General features: G+C 65.3%; 2 protein-coding genes. One reads left to right on the forward strand and one right to left on the reverse strand.

Annotated features, from left to right (window positions below):
- Positions 1–299: ArsR/SmtB family transcription factor (locus tag AC1DQP_RS21265; RefSeq protein WP_457395756.1), on the reverse strand; the 299-nt coding region annotated here is incomplete at its 3' end.
- 147 nt (positions 300–446) lie between these two features.
- Here AC1DQP_RS21265 and AC1DQP_RS21270 point away from each other — a divergent pair.
- On the forward strand, positions 447–642 hold a 196-nt coding region (locus AC1DQP_RS21270), incomplete at its 3' end, for an acyl-CoA dehydrogenase family protein (protein ID WP_478052529.1).

Raw genomic sequence — 642 nt, forward strand, 5'->3', positions numbered from 1 at the left:
TCCTGGCGCAGCAGCGGATCGTCGCTGCCGGTGCTCAGTGCATGCCACAATGCACGCTGCGCCGGGTCCAGCGCGGCGTCGTCGAAGCGGTAATACGCCGACACGCCGGCACGCCGGTCGCGCACCAGGCCGGCTTCCTTGAGCCGGGCCAGGTGGGTGGACACGCGTGGCTGCGCCAGCGTGGTGATGGCCGACAGCTCGGCCACGGTCAATTCTTCCTGCTCCAGCAGCGTGAGCAGGCGTACGCGGGTGGCGTCGGCGAACACTTTCAGCCGGACCGACCAGTCCTCGAGATCCATTGAATATCTACCTATCGCGATATAGAGATATTTTCGCCCCGGGCCGGTGCCGGGTCAAGTCAGCTGGCATTGACCGGCCCCCGGTACAATCGCCGCACCTGGACGCGCGCTGCGCGGCCAAAATCACCATGTTCCCGGGAGGGTGTTGTGGATTTCAGTTTTACCGAAGAGCAGTTGATGCTGCAGGACGTTGCGCGCCGCATCGCCCAGGAAAAGATCGCGCCCAGCGCCGAGCACCATGACCGGACCGGCGAGTTTCCGCTGGAGAACATCCGCCTGCTGGGAGAGAACGGGCTGATGGGCATTGAAGTGCCGGCCGAATACGGCGGCGCGGGCATGGACC

The organism is Stenotrophomonas sp. P5_A8 (assembly GCF_056400545.1).